Genomic DNA, 16,985 nt, shown 5'->3' with positions numbered 1-16,985 from the left:
CTACGATTTAAAACTGGGTCTTTTTGTTTTGAATAAATTTATGAAGTGTGGCTGATGAAACTTTATCGGAATTGTTCACAATCATTTCCTTAATAGCATCTTTACAGGCATTGGAAATATCTGCAAAGCTCAATCCAACTGCTTCCTTTGCCAAAGCATTTATGGTCTTGCCTTTAGTGAGTGAATACCCTTTAAGCTGAACTTTAATAAGTTCTGCAATTTCTTTATCGCTTGGTAAAGGATATTGTATAATGTCATCAAAGCGTCTGAATAAAGCTTTGTCCAGAGCTTCCGGTATATTGGTTGCGGCTATCAACAAGCTATTCGATTCATCTTTCTCAATATTCATCAAGAAGCTGTTCAATACTCTTTTAATTTCCCCAACGTCGTTGCCGTAACTACGATTAGAACCTATGGAATCAAATTCATCAAAAAGATACACAGCTCTATGTTGATACATAGAATCGAAAATTAATTTGAGTTTAGCAATAGATTCACCCATATAACGACTAATCAAACCATCCAATCGGATAATAAACAATGGAATTTCCAAATCGCCTGCGAGAGCCTTGGCCGTCATAGTCTTTCCACAACCAGGTGGACCAACTAGCATTAGTTTACGTCTTGGTTGTAAATTATGCTGTAAGAGTTGGTCGAATTTTCTTTGTTCAGATAAAATACGCTTAATAGCCTCAGATACCTCTTTAGTCAAAACCATATCTTTGGTTTTGATATGAGGCCGAAAAACTTCAAGTAAATCTTTTAATTCTCTTTGGGCTTCATTAACAGGAAGAATTCTTGTTTTTGAAACTGAATCTACCTTTCTTTTGGTCTTGATTTTCTCAATCAAATGTTTCAGTTCCTCAGCAAGTTTGGTGTGCCCTTGTCTGGCTTCAGCAGCCGCAATCTGCATTGCAGTGGTGTAAAAACGGTTATCGTCTTCGTCACCATAGCTCTGTAATAATGCCTTTATTTTTTCTGCTGCTGCCAAATTGTTTTTAACAAAAGTAGTGAAATTAAAAAATGTTTAGATGTGAAAACTTGTAATCCTTATAAAAATTAGTTTCAAATTAAGATTTACATAATAAACACCTACTTCCTCTTATCCCCAGCCTTCTCGTCAAAAGCAATCAAATTAAACAATTCCCGCATCCTGCTGCGTACTCTATTTCCATAGCGTTCTTCCAACTCCTCTGCATTTAAATTAGTAGTAGCATGAGTTTTTAGCTTGGTTTCAAGAAAAAGATCATAACGGGAGAGCAGGATTTCCCCGATCACGTTGCAATCTTTTCCATAATGCCGCCCCATAGGTTCTACACCCATATCATCGAAACAGAAAAAACTACTTTCTCCATAATCTTCTATGGTTTTATATCCTAAATGATTGAAGGCAAAAACAATATTCCGGCAGGGCATCACAACATATTTTCGTTGATGTGGCACTAAAAAATGTAAGAGTTTCATAAGACTTGTTTTACCGCATCCCACGGGTCCGGTAAGTAAGAGTCCTTTATCTAGGTCAATATCAAATTTTTTGCAATTTTCCTTATCTTTGATGAAGTAGGAGCATAGCTTTAATAAGATCTCTTTATCCTTTTTGTAAATTTTAAACTTTTCTCCAAAGAGGATCTTACCTTTCGCATTCAAATACACCAGGATTTTCGGAAAATCATACTGCACGGATTTTCCATCAAACCTGCCTAAAGAATATTCTACGCCGCCTTCGATTATTTTAGAGGGGTTGTGCATAATTCTTGGTTTTAGTGGTCTTGAGGTTGTCCTGATGATGAGACGCTTCCTCTTTTATTTCCTTGTTATCTTCGTTGAATAATTCTGTTCTATCCATCCAGTGGATCGCTAAGGCTTGCCAGTCCCTTACCTCGTTTCCATCACTTGTTTTCCAATTATTGGAGTGGTAATGATCAAAGAATTTTTTTCCTTCGTCAGCATTAAATCCTTTTTCTTTAAAAAAAATTAAAACGGCCTGCCTGCCCTTTGGCTGTTTATTAATGTTTATTTGTTTAGTATTGTTTATATAAGGTACTAATGCTTGTCCACTGGCGGGACGGTGTGGGTCCACAGCTTGTCCATTTCTGGGATGGTGCTGGTACACAACTGGTTCATCTTTGGGATAGTACTGTTCCGCAAGCTGTTCCAATATGGGATCGTAGTCGCCCGTAACCGGTTCATCAGTAGTCCCGATAATGGCCATCTTAATTTTACTTCCCTTGTAAGGATTATTGGATGGAAAATACGAGAGATAATTCCATGAATCAAGGTCTGTGATACAACGATGATAGGTAGATTTAGAGCCTATCTTAGCCACGCGCATCAGTTCCCTACGGTTTACAAAAAATACATCTGCAAACCGGCTACTATTCCATTCCTGAAATAAGGCCATATACAGGCTAATGTGGGTTGGGTTTAGGCGCTCGTCAAAAAAGAACTTTTCAAAAGCTGCGTTGAGTTGCTTAATATAATTCATCCTTTATAGGTCAAAATTGTGTTTTACTCTGTTTTCATCCATCACCCGGTGAATCTCCTGGACATCATAGTAAATAATCCCACCTACCTTGGTATATGGCAGGGTACCATTTATTCGAAGATTTTGTAAAGTACCCGGACTTATTTGAAGCAGATCCATAACCTCTGAGGATTTAAGATAGCGTTTCAGTGTCCCGGAATTTTGTTTGGTAAAGAGGGTTTTTAATTCTGCGAGCAATTCCATTTTGAATTCTCGAAGATCGTCTGTGGTAATAATACTTGTTGGCATAATAGAACATTTTTAATAGAAAGGGACTACCAAACGGTTAAAGCTTTTTAATTGATAGCCCCTATCATAGTTTGACTTTCGTTCTACTAAATTGGTACTGTTTGGTGGATATCTTTCCCTATGGGTTTCGTAGTTACGATAACATTTAACATTTAATATCTATTGCTATAGTATGGTCTTTTTTGGGGAAGTATTGCTTAGAATTATAAACCAAACTATTAGAAAATTGATTTTGTACGGCAGTTCTTGAACTTTTCGTAGTAACTCGTAACTACGAAAAGTTCATTTTTCATCATCCTGGTTCATCTTAGCTTCCAAACGCAGGATAAGATTATGAAGATATTTTGCTCTGGGACCTTTTCGGGACTTTATTTCAGAGTAGGTTTTGTAGATGTTCTCCAGTTTGATATTGAAGAAATCCTCAAAAGAAGAAGTGATTGTGCTGATATCTACAGTACCATGGTTAAGATCTCCATTGGCGTATAAGGCATAGATAAGTTCTACCAATGAAGTTTTTGAACCTGACCACAACATGACCTTATGTTTTTTATCCATCAAACCACTTTGTTTTCCTGGTCGTAGAGTTTCCATTGCTTCTCTAATGAAATGGATAAGCCGATACATAGCCTGGATCTTTGCCCATAGCATATCATGAGAGCTTGAAAACTCAGGATACTGGTAGTAATTGATCATGGGAGTGAAAGGATAGTTCTTACGATGGTTCCTGGTAAAAAGCTGGTGATCCAGGTATTCATGCCCTTGTTCCATATATTGGACAAAATCATTATTCTTATAAAAGAACTTATTGATCTTACGTAGTTCCTTCTCAAAAAATCGAAATTGAAAATTCTTACCTGCTTTAGGTTTACGAGTCTCACAGGATCGTACTTCTGAGAAATAGATGAGATAGCTCATAGGACAGGGTTTGATTTTTTTAAAGAATTCGATCTCGTCCGGGGTGTTTTCAAAATCCTCTTTTTCCACAATCTCTTTTAATTTAGAAAGGGTGTGATTTGAAATATCAATCCCTTTATCCGCTTTTTTTAAGGGATGAGGGATTGGTACCACCTTAGTGTTCAAACTATTGTGAAACTCATGTATTACGTCATCAAACATCTTATTATTACCTTGAATCATTAAAAAATAGTGTGGTAACGGGATCTTCAAATTGTTTGTTTTTATAAAGACTAGGTAAGGACCGCGATTACAATATCAATTATGAAATCTCATTTCTCATCATGTCCAATTGTTCTAACAGGAAATTATCGGAAGTTTGAATAAAAGCCTGTTTCTCAATTATGGTTGCACCAAATTTTCGTTTTTCAAAGGAGGCGCTAAAACCTAAATCTATTTTCTGAAAGTTTGAGTTCTTAGCCCTTTTTATGGTCTGATATAATAACTGACGATATACCTGATATTCCCTGGAATATTCATAATCCATTCCGATTAAATTGGGGACGTATATACCTCCTTTATTTTTGTAACAGAACATGACGCCGGCTATCTGCTTTTCCTTCTTAAGCTTTAATTCGATGAACTCCCAGTTTGAATCGGATGCCATATTTTGAAATACTTTCTTTGGATAGGTAAAAGTGTTTAATCCGAAATTTTTTGATTTCACATTTTTATAGAGTTCATGATAGATATCAATTTTTTCAGGAGTAGGGGAGTCTAAAATTGATATATGGAACTTATCTTCAAACGGCAGTACCTCTTTTCTGAAATGTTTTCGAGACCGGGAGCTTAATGTTTCCAGAAATTCTTCTTCACTGTTCCATTCTAAATTATTAATTACACAGGAATCTGGCATGGAGACGGGAATATAACCTTCCTTTTGGAAAACTTCTGCTAAGGCTGTAGATTTCTTAAAATCGCGCAGAACGCACATTCCAGTTCTTAGTCTTTCTCCCAGCGCTTCGATTCTTAATAAGAGTTCTTTGATAGCTTCCTCAGATTGTGAATGCTTGTGGTCTAAATACAAATGACTCCCTTCGGTAAAGAGACATCCCATAGACAGTACTTTAGTAGTCATCGCATAGGGATTGGATTCCCTGTCTTGCTCTATGGCTTTAGATACCGATTCCGGTGCAAGCATATCATTCTTCCATAAGCCGCTGGTTAAAAATGTAGCTAAAATTGGATCATCCTTCTGATCTGTAATTATAAAATAATGGAAGTTCCAGTTATGCTCTTTTTGATCGTTATGGGAAAAGCATTTTTCCAGAAATTGAAGTCCTTCTTTATTAAGCATATTATGATTTCCAAGTAATTTATTCCATAGATCTGTATCGATGTCTTCGATGCTTTCCGCATAAATCACCGATACATCTGAGTCTGATTTTTCTTTTATCGTAGTTGGGTTCACGCTTATATTAAAAGCTTTGCCAACCCTTTCCAAAGTATTATTAGTTGCCTTTAGCGCTTTTTCGTAATGATTCTCCAAGGCATCCACCAGGGCTTTAATATCTTCTAATTCATTGTGGCAGGAAATCGTAATTCTTACCCCGGTATTTTTCACAGGAACCGCTGGAAATAATCCCAGGTTTACAAAGAATCCTTCATCCAGCATTCGTTTCACAAAATCATAGCCGGTGGCGGGTAAGCCCGTACCAATATAAAAAACCGGGGAGTCGTTCTTTGAAATTAAGGGCAGGTTGGTTTTTGAAAGCAATTCATTAAAATAATTTATCCGCATCTGAAGAGCTTTTTGTAGTGAATAAATCTCCGAAGAAAGATGAATGTCTGCCGAAGCACTTGCCGCGGCAACAGCGCTGGGTTCCAGTTGGGCAGAGAAGGTGAGGGGGCCACCAAAATTTTTAATTTTTCTAAAGAGTTTTCGATCTGGACAGACCAAGACCGCACCCGAGGCTCCAAAGGTTTTGCTTAGGGTGCCAAATAATAAAATATTTTCAGGGAGTTCTTTTAGGACTTCCATTACATAGCCACCACCATTATGGCCCTTCCAGCTCATTCCATGCACATCATCAAAATACAAATGCAGCTGAGGATATTTTTCACAAAGGGAGATAAGATCTTCTATGGGGGCATAATCACCATACATGGAATAAACCCCATCTGCCATATACCATATTTTTTTAACCTTTCCTGATAATCTCTTTATTCGGTCTTCCAGCATGTCCAGCGAGTTATGACGTATCAAACTCACGGGAATACCTCTTATCTTAAGTAATTGGGCAGCGTTTTGAACACTCCAATGCACCTGGTGATCTAAAATTACCGCGTCCTCATCTCTAACTGCCGTCGGTAAAACTGCGATATGACCTAGCGTACTGTTCTTGGTTATAAGAATTGGATTGTTGTAGATCTCTTTTATTTTTTCTTCTAACCTCGCATACAATGGATGTGAGATATAAGTCTTTGAAAGTGGAAATTGAGTACCATATTTTTGAATGGCATCTATAGCAGCATTTTTAAGACGCTGGTCTTGTTCCAGACCCAGGTAGCCCGTGGTTCCAAAATGAAAGGATTCTATTCCATTAACTTTTATTTTCCGTCCATTCAATCCTGATCCCTCAGCATGCAAATGTAAAACTCCTGCTTTAGTTGCATTGGTAATTACTTCATCTACGGTATCCAGAAAATTGTTGTGTTTTATTTTTGCCATAACTATAGATTTAAAAATTCTCATATTAAACTATGACAAAAAATTATTATAAATCTAACCGTTATTGGTAAAAGTCTTTTCAGAACAGTCATACGGCTTTTCATCCAAATGCAGGTAAAATCTATGTTTATAATTTTAAAACATGTTAAATGAAATCATTTAAGGTGTTCTGATAAGACTATTTATTTTTTATTATATATTAGTGATATCCAAAACTTTACGGGATGGTGGTGGATGGAACCTACGCGAAAATGTGGATCTCTGAGGGGATCTTATTCTTTGTCTATAAAGAAATTTATGAGATCAATAGGAGTATGGCCAGAGAGATCGTTAGTCAACGTTTGCAGCTGCAAAATGAAAATTCGTATCCTATATTTTGTGATCTAAGGGCCATTACCAATGCACAGAAGGAAGCCAGGGATTATCTCGCAATAGAAGGTGCCTTTATGACGACAGCTCTGGCTCTTCTGGTGAAAGATGATCATGCGATGGCTATTACTCAACTCTTTATAAAAACAAGCACCCCCGATTACCCTATCCGGGTATTTAAAGATAAAAAGAAGGCGCTTTTGTTTCTGCAGGACTTTAAATAGTAATCTTTAATATAAGAATTATGGAATATGCATTCAACAATGAGGATAAAATGAGATTCAATTCTTTATATCAGCAAATCATAGAAATTGCCTGTGGTAACTTCATGTTTCGTCAGGAGCCTTCCGGCAGAAGAGATCCCATTGATACAGTTACCGTACTGCTGAATATGATGTCAGAGGAAATATATAATTTTTGTTTTGGATCAAATCAGGAAATAAAGCAACCGGAAATACAATTTTCAATCTTTTTAGATAAGGATTTTTACATCACGTCATATTCTTCCAACACTCCTGAAATTTTGAAATGAAATCAGGACAAATTTGACTGCCCGGTTTCTGAAATTCTTTCAAAAAACTCGGAGAAAGCGCTGACGGACGAACTTGATTCAGCTACTGGAAAAATGTATCAGCAATTTATTCCTGTTGACTTCATTGTTGAAAATAAAGCATTACATAGATGTCCTTGCACTATTCAAAGGATGGTGGGAGTAGATCCCTCCTGTGCATATGTCATTACAGCTTTTCGTTTTACGAATGGTGAAGAACCTCTGAGAAAAGTAAGTAGTATAAGACATTCATTAAAATCAGGAAAAAAGGAAAGCGCTGCAACAAAAATTTTACTGAAACAAGTACGTCTTTATATCCTTAAAAATCTTCATACCGATCTTCCATCTCTTAGAGAATTAGGTCTTATTCATCGTACTAATAAAACGAAACTCAAAGAAGGATTTAAAAAAATGTATGGCACTACCATCCATAGGTTTCATATGGAAAAAAGGCTTGACAAAGGAGCACTCTTGATTAGAACTACGGAATTACCAATTTCCATAATTACTCAAAAATGCGGTTTTAAGGATCATTCTCATTTTTCCAAGAATTTCCGCAAACAATTCGGGCAGACACCTTCTCAATATAGAAGGGATTATCAACGGTCGATTTTATAATAGAATAGTTTAACGGCTTTAGCAACCATTTTCTTTGACAGGATTTGGTGAAATTTACTATTGTAAAATGACAGAGTTATAAAAATTGAAATACTAAGATTTTTATTACTTCTTTACTTTTCAGTACCATGCTGGCTTTTACACCCAATGAAAGAAATTATAAAATCTTTTTGCGCAGAAAGTAGGAGAAGCCGAAAATCCTTGAAAGAGTAGGTGAATTTAAACTTTAATATTATGAAAAAGTTATTTTTAATTCCGATTATGGCGTTTCTGGTAGTATTAGGCATGTCCTTTACAAACTTGGGAGGCGAAATTGAAGAGCAACCTGAAGTTGTTGCCAATGACTATGTGAATGATAACGGTACCTGGAGAGCTGTTCCTGAACAAAACTGTACCGGCGGCAACGAAGTTTGTCGAGTTCAGTTTGGTGCCGGTGGACCGATCTATGATCTTTATGACGAGATGGATCTGTCTACCAAAAAGGAACAAAGTGATGGCACCATAATAATTCTTCAATAGAAATTGATAAAAAAGCCTATCGGTTATTTAGCCGGTAGGCTTTTATTTATTTTTCCCCTTTCTGGTTTATTCAGGCAATACAAGAAACTTCTGTAAATTATCTGTTTTAATATAGTTATTAATAGCCTTATTTGCATCTTCCTGGGTTACAAAATTTTCCAATATTCCAGTATATTGTAAAATGTACTCTTCATAATTCCTTTCTTGTTCCAGACTTTTTTTTAAAAATTGTGGCCAAAAATTGAAATATCCAAAAGAATTGATTCGGGATTTAAAAAGTTGACTCGCATGTTTGATATGAGCTTCCAACCACTCATTATCAATCCCGTCTTTCTTCAGTTTTTTGATTTCATTCATTGAATTTAAAAACATATTGTGTTCGTTACCAAGCTCACTATTGAATCTAATGTTAAAAGCATATAAACTATCGTTCAAATCGATCCATTGTCCGCCAGCCCCTGGTGCATAACAATCCTCATGCAGAACCTTTACCAGTCTTTCATAGAAGGCAGTATTAACAAGATTCAGTAACACTTGATTCTTTATGCTTGGCTCTATTTTTATGGGCAAGAATATTTCAGAAAATGATTGACCAATTCCGGGATATATTAAGGTGTCATTTATATTTTCACTCCTGTTACTCCATTCAGTAATTTTTTTTCCTTCTCTACGACCGGATACTGGAAACTCTGACAGATAGAGTGATATTTCTTTAACCAACTCCTTAGTTTTGAAATCTCCAGTAACGATAAAAGTATATTCGTTGAAATTAGAGAAATGATCTTTGTAAGCTTTCATTAAAGCTTTCTTATTAATATCATCGTAGGAGATCTTGTCAAGATTTGGATACAAAGGGTTCCAAATTGTTTCTATTCCTTCCTTGAAAAAATTAGACCCTCCTTTATTTGCATAGGGACTTTTTCGTTGAATCCTTTTCTTTTTCCAATATTGAAAAGCCTGGTCGTGATCCTCAGGGGATTGAATATACTGATATAATAGGTTGAAAAAATCGTGTAAGTTTTTTTTATAAAACTGAGCCTCTATGAGAAAATTAGCATGGTCGAAACCAAAATTCAATTTCATATTATGATTACGCTTAAATTCTTCTATCTGAAAATGATTATGGTGATCGGTACCTGTGAATGTAGCATAATTATGTGCTAATAACTCAAGTTCATAATTAATTGAATCACCATCAAATCGTATAGGTTGAAAGCCCAAAAACTCAATCCGGTTCTTGAATTGTGAGGATTGTGGGGCTGTTGGTTTGAATAATACCTTAATATTATTTTTTAATTTTAGAGTAGTAACACCTATTACGTCTTCATTCAGACTAAGTTCGGATATCTCTTCTACCTTAATTACTTCCTTAATCTCATCTATCTTGTTAATTGGAGAATGATTTTCCGGTGTATTAGACTTATATACCTTTGAAATAATCCTTTCGATTTTTTTCTCTCCCGGAATGAAAGCCTCGGGAACATTAATAAAAATAAAATCCGTGTCTTTGAGTAAATTCTTTCGGTTATCTGAAAAGTTCTGTAGCTCGGAAAGAGTCAATTCCTGTAGCAGTTTTTGCAGATTTTTAAGTCTGTTTTCAGAAGGTGCTGAATTCTGATAAACAAAATGATTTTCATATTGATTTGCTAAATTGATGGAACTTAAAGATTCGTCCTTCCATGCTGATATAAGCTTCTCCTTAGCTTCGTTCAATTCTTCCAGGGTAAAATTGGAATGAATGATTTTATCAGCTTCAACCGCATCAGCAATCTTAATTCCTATTTTTGAGGGTTCAGATCCCAGTTCAATATTCATTAACCCTATACTAACTTGACTACTGGCAGCTCCATTCCCGTGGTAACTAACTGCATTACCCGAGAATTTTGGATCATATTGACTTAAATAATTTCTGTTTCTTTCTGTTATTATGTGTTCATATAAATTTTGAAGGACAGCGATATAAAAATCTTTCTCTGATTTAATTTTAAACTCATGGTTAGGTCTTTTGGAAATTATATTTAACCTCCAATTAGTATTTAGGGTATCCTTTATGGATTCATATTGATTTTTTCCGGTTAACTGATAATTGAACTTTTTAATGGCTGGCGAAGGATCCCTTTCGATCTTTGGCCTTGATAACCGTGAAAACTTACTACGGATGACATTTTCTATGCTGTCCAGGTTGATAGGACCTACCACAATGGCCGCTTGTAGATTTGGTCTATACCAGTCTTTATAAAAATTTCTTAAACGATTAATATTCAGCGTTTTTATACTTTCAATACTTTTCTTGCTATCCTTAAACGGAAATTCTATATTTTTAAGAATGATTTTTAATTTTTTATCATAAAGATTGCTCGCGTATGTATCATTAGGTCGCATTTCGCCAAGAATACTTCCTGCATGCATATCCAGCCGGGAGGAATCAATTACAATACCTTCTGCCCATTGTTCTAAAACATTCAGTCCAAGGTTGAGTTTCTCCTGATTATAGTTAGGTATTCGTAGAGTATAACCGGTAGAAAGTCTTCGTGTAAACGCCGTAAGATGAATACCATTTACAGTAAGGATTACATCCAGATCTTTGAACTTTTCAAGATCCTTTACTGCTACGTGTTCCAAAAGGTGCGCATATTCAATCTGGTCTTCGTCGGTATGGAAACTTCCGGATTTCACCAACATTTTTAAAACCACTTCGCCTTTAGGATTGTTATTATTCTTCAAATAGTATGTAAAACCATTATCTAGTACTCCAAATCTTACTGTACTATCCAGAGGGATAGCTTTTTCAGACAAACTTTGCTGAAAAATTTGAGAATAGGAGAGGAAGGTGCTAAAACCAAAGAGTAGGATAAAAGCATAATGTTTTTTAATAGCCATCATTCTGAATTAAGTTTGGGTTTTTTGAAATTTCTTCGGCTGGAATTGGATAAAGTATATCTGTATTCTGCCAGGTTGAGTTATTCCCAAAAACATTTGTAGTTCGGTCGGTTCTTTTAAGATCAAACCAGCGATGTCCCCATTCTGTAAATAGTTCAAGCCTTCGCTGGCGAAATATCTTTTCCATTAATTCTTCCTCAGCTATACCTGGTGTACTCTCCGTTAAAGCAGGTAACCCCGCTCGCTTACGAATCACGTCAAGATCATTTAGTGCATCGTTGATCTTACCCAAATTTGCTCTTGCTTCTGCCCGAATTAGATATTGCTCAGCTAAACGTAAAACCATAGAATATTCCTTAATGGGAAATTCTGAACTGGCATCAATCTTATATTTATGACTGAAGAAAGCATCTTTTGATGAATTATATCCAACCCAATTCTGACGGCGAATATCACTTTCAATAAACTCAGGAATTATGGATGCATCTAATTTTAATGTGGCAAAAAAAGAGAAGAAAGGATCGATAATAAACATACTACCATCATTCGTATTAGAGGCTATTCCGCCACCACCGATTGGAGAAATTTGCCATATAGCCTCCCGGCTATTTGCCAGAAAAACATCATCCAGGTTATCTAGTATTTCGTAAGAAGCAGTTTCATTAATTACCTGGCTGCTATAATCTTCAGCTTTCTGCCAATCTTCCTGATAGAGATATACTCTGGCCAGAAGAGCATTTGCCCCAAACTTATTCCCGCTGGTTCTTTCGCTATTTCTGTATGAAGAACTCAGAGTTTCTGATGAAATCAGTAGGTCTTCTTCTATTAAATTGTAGATTTCATCGACTTCTACCCTCGGTTTTAATGCGTTTTCCCGATAGTCGGTGTTTAGTATCAACGGTACCTCTCCATAAAGATTTACCAATTGAAAATAACTGAAAGCCCGAACGAACCTTGCTTCTCCTTCAAGCTGCTGCTGCAGCGCTGCATCAATGGAAGAAGAATTTTCTAAACCTTCGATCAAAGAATTACATAAATAGATGATATTATAAGCACTGGTCCATAGTTGTAAGTTACCCGGATTGCTTGGATCGATTTCATGCTCCTGGAACTGCATCATATTGATATTTCCTGAATTGAGATACTGAACATTATCCGACGATAAACCTCCCAGTACGGTAACACTCGATCTTGAACCACTTGAGAAATCAGCCTGGAAAAGTTCATTATAGATACCGTCCATGGCGCTAATTGCTGTTTGATCGTTATTGAACACCTCTTCTCTTACCAATTTATCGGTAGGAGAATCGATCTCTACCAGTTTCTCACAAGAGTAATTACTGGCCAAAAACAATAAAAAAAGAGTTCGGTTTATTAATGTTTTTATATTCATTACTATATAGTTTTAAAAGTTTACTTGAGCTCCTGCGGTAAGGCTTCGCAGGTTACCTATAAAATTACCGTCATAAGAATTTTCAGGATCCATACCCTTATAAGACGTGATTGTCCAGAGGTTTTGCCCGTTAAAAAACAACTGAAATTTGTTTATGCCTATACGCTGAAGAAATTGCTTTGGAAGATCATAGCTCAGAGAGAGGGTTTTTAAACGGAGAAAAGAACCGTCACTCGTAAAGAGTGAGCTGTTAATAGCATTTGAATAAGCCAGGGCTCCCTGATAAGACTGAGTTGGCTGTTGAAAGTCATCGGTATTATATCCTGAGAGGATATTTACCGGCCTTCCTGCGTTATAATATATCAGTTTTCCATTTTGCCTGACGAATTGCCATAAAAACTGCAAATGAAAATTTTGGTAGCTAAGGCTATTGTTTAAACCGCCAAAGAATTCGCTGGTTCGATCTTCTACAATGATTCTGTCCTGGTAATCCAGTCTGCTATCACCATTCACATCTTGGAAAGAATAATAACCACTTTCCGGATCTATCCCTGTATAGTTATAATTCAGCGAAATATTTAAAGGCTCACCAACGCGGTAAGTATTGGCGTATGAAGACTCCTCAATACCTGGATAACGCACGAGTTCATTTTTTGGAAAACTTATATTCAAAGAAGTCTGCCATTTGAAATTCAAATTATCAATATTAATACTACTAAATTCTATCTCAGTTCCCCGGTTCTCGACTGTTGCAGGTAAATTGGCCTGGACAGATCCGAAACCAGTGATTGCAGGAAGCGTATATCCTACCAGCTGATTGGAGGAACGGTTTTGATACCAGCTTCCTCCTAAATTGACCCGGTTATTCCAAAAAGCCAACTCAAGTCCCACTTCCAATTTTTTATTAATCTCCCAGGAATAATCGGGATTGGCCAATCCGGTAGGAAAAAGACCTCCTGGTCCTCTGGTAGCTCCATAAGCGTCGAGGTATCCATAATCACCAATTTGGTCATTCCCCGTGCTGCCGTAACTTGCGCGAAGTTTACCTAAGGAGAGAAAGTTGAGATGATCTTTCATAAAACTTTCTTCAGAGAAGATCCAGGCTGTCCCAATAGCTCCGAAATTGGCAAAGCGTTTATTAGGTCCGAACCTGCTGGATCCGTCCCTTCGGCCGGTTAGGTTGAGATAATATTTTTTATCCCAATTCAATCCCAATCGTGAGAATAGCGCAGCATATCTATACTCAACCGTGGAGTTTTGTGCATTCAATATACTCTCTGCGGCCGCCAGATTGCCAATAAGTGCCTCAGAAGCATAACCTATACCTTGCAGACTTTGACGTGAGCTGGTATTTTCCTGAATGGTACCGCCCAGTAGTAGATCCATATTTAACTTTCCAAAACGGACATTGTAAACCAACTGTGGTTCTACAATCCATGATTTCCTAACGGAGTTTAGATGTACTGATCGGTTTATGGGATTACCCGCCGGGTTATATGACCGTGCGGGCAACTTCCAGAATTCGTCACTGTCATACCGTGTGTATCCAAGACTCGATTTCAGAGTTAAGCCTTTTGCAATTTCATAAGAAATACCTGCATTCGTGATAAAATTATTCGTCTGGATGTCATTACTATTAAAAAAGCCTTCCAGAGGATTCTTTATACCGGCCTCAGCCCATTCGGTCCAGTTCAGGGAGTCATCATCATTCAATAATGCCGGTGCGTTAGGAGGTAGAAAATTTAAGGCACCAACGTTGAGATCTCCGGTAAGTTGGTTCTTATCAAGGCCATAATTCAGGGAAACCTGTAAATTTAATTTTCTGTTCTGGGAGGAGTGGTTTAGACTTAAATTACCGGTAAGCTTGCGATAATTATAATCACCGGGATATACGGTGCCCTGGCTAAACCAAGAGCCGCCTACTCTAAATGAGGTTAGGTCTTTTCCTCCAGTAAAGGCTAGGTTAGCATTAGTTACCTCTGCATTTTTACCAAATGCATATTCCTGCCAGTCCGTATAACGTTGCTGATCCCATACCAAAAGATCATAGGCATTGCTGGCATTAGGTTCAATACCGTCATTATCATAAGCTGCTTTTCTTAATTCAAGATATCGCGGTGTTTCAAGCAAATCCATTTTTCCAGGTACATAAGATATGCCGGTATAGGCCCTCATCTCAAGTCCTTTACTAGACTTTAAGCCAGTTTTTGTAGTGATAAGAACCACCCCGTTGGCTCCACGAGAACCGTAAATAGCTGTGGCATCGGCATCTTTAAGAACCTCAATACTTTCAATATTTGCAGGGTTTAGGTTATTTAAAGGGTCAAGACCCGAATTTCCTAGAAGAGAATTACTTTCTACGGGAATTGAACTAATTGGTACCCCATCAATAATATATAAAGGATAATTACCTTCACTCCTTAGACTATTAACTCCCCTAATCTGTATGGTGGAAGCCGCTCCCGGATTGGTTCCTCCAGAGGTGATCTGTACACCCGCCATTCTTCCTTGTAATGCTTGTAATGGACTTATCACTGGCTGTTTTTCTATTTCCTCAGCCGTGACACGGGAGATATTACCGGTTCGTTCACGTCTTTTTACGGTATAGTATCCGGCATTGATAAGCACTTCGTTTAAGGAGGCAATATCTTCCTTTAGGACAACATTTATGGTAGATTGATTACCAACTGCAACCTCCCTTGATTTAAAACCTATAAATGAGAATATCAGGGTGTCCCCTTGGCTAGCCTGGATAGCATAAGATCCGTCTGCTGCGGTAACCTCACCAACTCGTTTATTTTTAATAAAAACAGTTACGCCTTCTAATGGTTCCCCTTTGGGCTCTGAGACTTTGCCAGTAATTTCCTGTTGGTAAAAATAAATAGGAGTTGAGGGTGTTGCCGCTTTGGCTTGACCCATCGCCAACATGACCAATAAGGCCATGGCTAAGAGGAACATGATGATAAGCATGCCCCGCTTGTAAAAATTTTTCATAATTTTACATTAGTTAAATGAAACATTTGTTTTATTAAAGCTTAGGCCTTCCCTGTACGACTGCAATCTCAAGGGAAGGCTTTTTTGCTTTTACCCGTCAAAACGAGTGTTCACTTTTCTTTTTTCCATATGCATTTTTTTATTGGCTAAAACAATCTGTAAAATTGGCGCAAAAAAAGGTTGCCGTATAATAACTAAAGGCCATCTGACCTTAAGCCGAGTTTGCCCGTCTACTTTTCTATTAAGAATAGCAGACTTCCCACCCAACTGCCATTACCTATATGAGGTAATAACAACCCACGGGATTATTTATAAGGTTTTCCTGTTCCCGTACACAAGCTTGATAAAAACACTCCACAGGAATGCCGGCCGCTTTGACCTTTGTTTAAAATGTAGGGTTAATTCGTAGCGACGATTTTTTAAGTGAAGAAACAAATGCTTTAAAAATAATTGAGCAGAAAATACCTAAATACAAAAAAGGCGTGAAAGCTCAACTTATCGAATCGCGGTACTGGTATACCTTGTACACAATAAGTGAGCCCACGCCCGGGTCGTGAGCACTTCACCTATCATCTCGTGTACTAAAAATTACCAGTTTTCGATTCGAGATTCAAAGCGAATGCTTCTAATATTTTACTTAAAGAAGTTTCGCAAATATATTATAATGAACCAAATATAATAAAAATTATTTTATGGTACCTTATAGGTTACCATAATTTTTGTTTTTAACCTAGAATTTTATAGTATGATTGAGAATACCTTAAAATTCAGTGAACATAAAATAAGATTTGGCAAGCATATAAGGTCATTAAGAGAAAGAATTGTTAGTCTTGAATATCCAAATAGAAATATTTCACAGCAAGAGCTGAGTGATCGAAGGGGCCTTTTATCTAAAAAAACTATAGGTGAAATAGAGAGGGGGGAGGCTAATCCTACTTTTGAAACATTAATAGCCCTGGCAATAGTTTTAGAGGTTTCAGTTACAGAGTTATTTGACTACAATTAATTTGCTTTATCCCGCTAAATCGGAGTGGAAAATAACCATTAAATTGCGTATATAAGACTTGTGATCGCAAATAATGTATTGATAAAAAATTTAATTTTTGGGAACCAGGAAAGAAAACAGTTAAGTGTACAAGTCGATGTCCTTACTACTTTAACCTATCAATCGTATGTCGAACAAACAATATTTGGCAATTCAAATACTCATTTTCTCATCTTTAGAATCCTTTAACATTAGAAAGATTTTTACTAAATTGCTCCA

Annotated in this window: 14 protein-coding genes; 5 read left to right on the top strand and 9 right to left on the bottom strand. The window is 36.8% G+C overall.

Going from position 1 to position 16,985, the window contains the following annotated elements; genetic code table 11:
• Nucleotides 1-7: 7 nt before the first annotated feature.
• The 6 genes from G3I01_RS14330 to G3I01_RS14305 all read right to left on the bottom strand — a co-directional run bounded on the left by G3I01_RS14330 (nt 8) and on the right by G3I01_RS14305 (nt 6,398).
• A complete protein-coding gene (locus G3I01_RS14330) occupies nt 8-991 on the bottom strand; it encodes an AAA family ATPase (protein WP_219548934.1) in 984 nt (327 codons plus the stop codon).
• Between the two features lie 101 nt (nt 992-1,092).
• Complete coding sequence (locus G3I01_RS14325; RefSeq protein ID WP_219548933.1) at nt 1,093-1,749, bottom strand: ATPase; 657 nt, start codon at nt 1,747-1,749, stop codon at nt 1,093-1,095.
• A complete protein-coding gene (locus tag G3I01_RS14320; RefSeq protein ID WP_219548931.1) occupies nt 1,733-2,485 on the bottom strand; it encodes a hypothetical protein in 753 nt (250 codons plus the stop codon). The genes G3I01_RS14325 and G3I01_RS14320 overlap by 17 nt, the downstream gene beginning before the upstream one ends.
• A 3-nt stretch (nt 2,486-2,488) precedes the next feature.
• Nucleotides 2,489-2,773, bottom strand: a complete 285-nt coding sequence (locus G3I01_RS14315) for a helix-turn-helix domain-containing protein (protein WP_219548930.1) — start codon at nt 2,771-2,773, stop codon at nt 2,489-2,491.
• Nucleotides 2,774-3,055: 282 nt separating this feature from the next.
• On the bottom strand, nt 3,056-3,910 hold the full coding sequence (locus tag G3I01_RS14310; protein ID WP_231608392.1) for an RteC domain-containing protein: 855 nt from the start codon (nt 3,908-3,910) through the stop codon (nt 3,056-3,058).
• A gap of 79 nt (nt 3,911-3,989) precedes the next feature.
• A complete protein-coding gene (locus tag G3I01_RS14305) occupies nt 3,990-6,398 on the bottom strand; it encodes an aminotransferase class I/II-fold pyridoxal phosphate-dependent enzyme (protein ID WP_219548929.1) in 2,409 nt (802 codons plus the stop codon).
• Nucleotides 6,399-6,622: 224 nt separating this feature from the next.
• On the opposite strand from G3I01_RS14305, the gene G3I01_RS14300 reads away from it, so the two are divergent.
• The 4 genes from G3I01_RS14300 to G3I01_RS14290 all read left to right on the top strand — a co-directional run bounded on the left by G3I01_RS14300 (nt 6,623) and on the right by G3I01_RS14290 (nt 8,454).
• On the top strand, nt 6,623-6,991 hold the full coding sequence (locus G3I01_RS14300; protein WP_257710636.1) for a hypothetical protein: 369 nt from the start codon (nt 6,623-6,625) through the stop codon (nt 6,989-6,991).
• Between the two features lie 20 nt (nt 6,992-7,011).
• The gene (locus G3I01_RS17150; protein WP_257710635.1) at nt 7,012-7,299 is read left to right on the top strand and encodes a hypothetical protein; all 288 of its coding nucleotides are present in this window, start codon (nt 7,012-7,014) and stop codon (nt 7,297-7,299) included.
• A gap of 93 nt (nt 7,300-7,392) precedes the next feature.
• Entirely contained in the window at nt 7,393-7,935 is a 543-nt protein-coding gene (locus tag G3I01_RS17145; protein ID WP_257710634.1) for an AraC family transcriptional regulator, read from the top strand.
• Nucleotides 7,936-8,169: 234 nt separating this feature from the next.
• A complete protein-coding gene (locus G3I01_RS14290; RefSeq protein WP_219548927.1) occupies nt 8,170-8,454 on the top strand; it encodes a DUF6520 family protein in 285 nt (94 codons plus the stop codon).
• Nucleotides 8,455-8,520: 66 nt separating this feature from the next.
• Here the strand turns inward: G3I01_RS14290 and G3I01_RS14285 are convergent, their stop codons facing one another.
• From G3I01_RS14285 to G3I01_RS14275, 3 genes are read right to left on the bottom strand one after another with little or no spacing between them, the layout of a single operon-like run.
• The gene (locus G3I01_RS14285; protein WP_219548926.1) at nt 8,521-11,337 is read right to left on the bottom strand and encodes an insulinase family protein; all 2,817 of its coding nucleotides are present in this window, start codon (nt 11,335-11,337) and stop codon (nt 8,521-8,523) included.
• Entirely contained in the window at nt 11,324-12,727 is a 1,404-nt protein-coding gene (locus G3I01_RS14280; RefSeq protein ID WP_219548925.1) for a RagB/SusD family nutrient uptake outer membrane protein, read from the bottom strand. Before G3I01_RS14280 ends, G3I01_RS14285 begins: the two co-directional genes overlap by 14 nt.
• Nucleotides 12,728-12,739: 12 nt before the next feature.
• Nucleotides 12,740-15,721 carry a SusC/RagA family TonB-linked outer membrane protein gene (locus G3I01_RS14275; RefSeq protein WP_219548923.1) on the bottom strand — a complete coding sequence of 994 codons (2,982 nt, stop codon included), beginning with the start codon at nt 15,719-15,721 and terminating at the stop codon, nt 12,740-12,742.
• Nucleotides 15,722-16,466: 745 nt separating this feature from the next.
• On the opposite strand from G3I01_RS14275, the gene G3I01_RS14270 reads away from it, so the two are divergent.
• Nucleotides 16,467-16,727: a helix-turn-helix transcriptional regulator gene (locus tag G3I01_RS14270; RefSeq protein ID WP_089663738.1), complete on the top strand. Its 261-nt coding sequence runs from the start codon at nt 16,467-16,469 to the stop codon at nt 16,725-16,727.
• Nucleotides 16,728-16,985: the final 258 nt, after the last annotated feature.

Origin of the sequence: Gramella sp. MT6, from assembly GCF_019357415.1 — a bacterium.
Lineage (GTDB): Bacteria > Bacteroidota > Bacteroidia > Flavobacteriales > Flavobacteriaceae > Christiangramia.
This window is presented reverse-complemented; position numbering and strand designations above follow the sequence as displayed.